The following is a 3,294-nucleotide window of genomic DNA, read 5'->3' on the forward strand; positions in this document are numbered from 1 at the left end:
AGTAACTAGGAAGCCTTTTTGTCATGCCACAAATTAATGACCGCCACCTTCCATTCTAAGAATCTTGCAATGCAGGAGTCTATCCTTGTTTTCAATCAAGATTGCGAACTTGTTTCGCAATTGCCTATGTTATTTATTATATAGTGGGCAAAAATGAAAATGAACTCACAATACATACTGATAAGATAAAAATAATTATACAATCAGTATGGGTAAGGCGCTATCCTTTTTTATGGGAATCCTGTTTGTGACGACTTTTTTCTCATAGAATATGGTATACTATAAATAGAATATTTGGGTATTTGCGAAACTCATATTGATATATATATATGGACATGTACTTTACATACAAGTAATTCGCAGGTGCTTCAGAGCGGCCGGTACTTGGCGACCGTACTTTGGTCGCTTATGTACCGCTGCCAGCGATGAGCAGTGAGAACGTGCCTGCGATTATTTGTATGTAAAGTACATGTCAGAGTAAATTTATATTGAAGTTTCGTAAATACTTAAACAGAACATTCATAAGGAGGGCGAGGGTATGAATATTGCAATTGTAACGGGGGCATCCAGTGGAATTGGAAGAGAATTCGTACGACTTTTGGATGCACAGAAAAAATATGATGCAATCTGGGTGATTGCAAGAAGAAAGGAACGGCTTCTCGAGCTTGCAAAGCAGTCAGAGACACCGGTTCTTGCAGTGCCATTGGATCTGGGAGAAAAGCAATCCGTGAGGAAACTTGCGGAGTATCTGAAAAAGGAGAATCCGAATGTCCGGATGTTAATCAATGCAGCAGGATATGGCAAGATCGGCAGCTATAAAGAAGTATCTCTGGAGGATACAGAGGGAATGATCGATCTGAATTGTCGTGCAGCAGTTGCAGTTACGCAGACAGTGCTTCCATATATGAAGAAGGGCAGTCACATTATGCAGATCTGTTCGACTGCTGCTTTTCAGCCGTTCCCTTATCTGAATGTTTATGCGGCAAGCAAAGCATTTTTATATCGTTACAGCAGGGCACTTCGCGTGGAACTGTTTTTAAGGAGAATCTCGGTAACAGCCGTATGCCCATACTGGATCAAAGATACGGAATTTATAGGCAGAGCAAAATCAGGAAAGAAAAAGAGCGAGATCCGTTCATTCCCATTTGCGTCCAGACAGAAGGCAGTTGCGCGCAGAGCAATGAGGGATACGAGGCTTGGCATGGCGGTCTCGACACCTGGATTTATGTGTTCCATTCACCGTGTCATTGCCAAAATTATCCCAAGTGAGATCATGATGGGATTTTGGGCAGCACTTCGGAGGCTGTAATTGTGATTCCGTTTGCATTAGCGTCAGGTCTCATTACGGAGAAAAGTGGGAAGCAGAGAGAAGTACGGTTCATAGAACTTGAGGAACACAGACTGACATTTCGAACTGCCGAACCGCTGGACCAGGTAGTCAAGCTGGAGATATTTTTTTATGATGACAGAGTCTGCACCTACGACTCTGTCATTTTGATGCATCCATATATTCTGGAACTGGATGCGGAACGATTCTGCATGGAATATGAGATACAGATTGCCGATGAAAGTTACCGCAAGGCAGTGCAGAAACTCGATCGGTCTTATTATCATTATGTAACCCAAAAGCTTGAAGGAGACGATGCAGCTCTTGCAGAGGATTATACGGGTTATCCGGCAAAACTCGATGAACAGATTACACTGGATTTTCATAAGCAGTCACTTGTCTGGTTTCAGGAGACAGAGGCGGGAGACTGGAGCTTTATCAGGAATGTACGGGAAGGTGGAAAACGAGTAGAGATTACACTGGAACTGGACCACCCGAAGCTATGGAGACAGTATCTGGCGATGGACGTGGATGAATTTTACCGGGAATACTGGAGATCACATGGACTTTTGAATCATCCGCTTGCAAAACAGCAGTTGGACAGAGTTTACATTGGAAATCAGTTCTGTCATCATCTGTTCCCATGTTGGACAGATCTTGAAAAACTGTTAGATAAGGCGATGGAAGAACGAAGAAACGTTACGTTGGCGTTTACATATATGAGAGAATCAAAGATCAGTGAGACAGAAGAATTATTAAAAAAACTGGAAAAGTGGTGCATGAACCATCATACAAAACTGGAACTTGTGCTAAATGACTGGGGCATGTTGTCTCTGGTTCGTGAGAAAAGAGAGGTATTTCTTCCCGTCCTTGGAGTACTTTTGAATAAGAGGAGAAAAGACCCGAGGATGTGTTATAAGATCGGAATGGACACCGGTGACTCTCCGCTTGCAGAAAATGCACTGGATCAGAGTTTTTTTCGGGCATATCTGAGGGAAGAATATGGAATCGTACGTTATGAACAGGAATCTTGCGGTTACCGGATTCATATACCGGAAGGGCAAAACAGCATTCATATTCCGTTTTATCAGACCAATACATCGCAGTATTGTCCGCTTTATGCAAGATGCAAAGAAGGAAGCCGCGGAAAGCAGTATATGGCAGAACATTGTCCGGAATATTGCAGTTCTTATGTATTTTCCTATCCGGATCATCTGCATATGGCAGGCCGGTACAATTCTCTGTTCGGCTATGATGACCAGATTCTGACGAGAAGCACCAGGCTTCCGGAGTATCTTGCGCAGGGGCTGGACAGAATCGTAATAAATCTGATGTGATGATAGAGATTTGACATTTGCAAAACTCATGCAACCATAGTCACTTATGTGAATATCTTATTTTGGAAATTGTGCGTAACTGGGATTGATCGATTTTTACTGCTTAAATCTCTATTTTGTTGATCTGAACAGTATCTCTATTTTAAAATGAATGGAAAGCCTGAATAAATACTGTTTGAAATCATAAAAACGCTTTTTAAACAGTAAATGTTCTTTCAAATTGTTAGAAGACATGGGTAAATACTGCTTGAAATCAAAAATCGTTCTTTTAACCAGTAAATATTTACCGAATCATTAGAATGATAAAATAAATACTGCTTGAAATCATAAAATGTGCTTTCAAGCAGTATACATTTCCCCCAAACGCTATATTTATGCAGATTGTAGTGTTTTGGAAACATCTACATAATAAATATTAGACATTTGCGAAACTACCAAAATCTAAACTAAGCACATGCCAGAGTAAGTTTAAAATAGTTTCGCAATTACCTAATAATAAATATTAGGCAATTGCGAAACAAGTTCGCAATCTTGATTGAAAACAAGGATAGACTCCTGCATTGCAAGATTCTTAGAATGGAAGGTGGCGGTCATTAATTTGTGGCATGACAAAAAGGCTTCCTAGTTACT

2 protein-coding genes are annotated in these 3,294 nt (G+C 40.8%); both read left to right on the plus strand.

Annotated elements, in window-relative coordinates; translation table 11 throughout:
• The first annotated feature begins 538 nt into the window (after positions 1–538).
• Positions 539–1,309, plus strand: coding sequence for an SDR family NAD(P)-dependent oxidoreductase (locus FYJ75_RS14135; RefSeq protein WP_154431045.1), 771 nt, complete (start codon positions 539–541; stop codon positions 1,307–1,309).
• 2 nt (positions 1,310–1,311) lie between these two features.
• Positions 1,312–2,664: a hypothetical protein gene (locus FYJ75_RS14140; protein ID WP_154431046.1), complete on the plus strand. Its 1,353-nt coding sequence runs from the start codon at positions 1,312–1,314 to the stop codon at positions 2,662–2,664.
• The last annotated feature ends 630 nt before the right edge of the window (positions 2,665–3,294 follow it).

It is taken from the genome of Roseburia porci (assembly GCF_009695765.1).
Classification (GTDB): Bacteria; Bacillota; Clostridia; order Lachnospirales; family Lachnospiraceae; genus Roseburia; species Roseburia porci.

Excerpts from the sequence above, each read along its gene's own strand:
- FYJ75_RS14135 (WP_154431045.1), top strand. The coding sequence starts at position 539 with ATGAATATTGCAATTGTAACGGGGGCATCCAGTGGAATTGGAAGAGAA.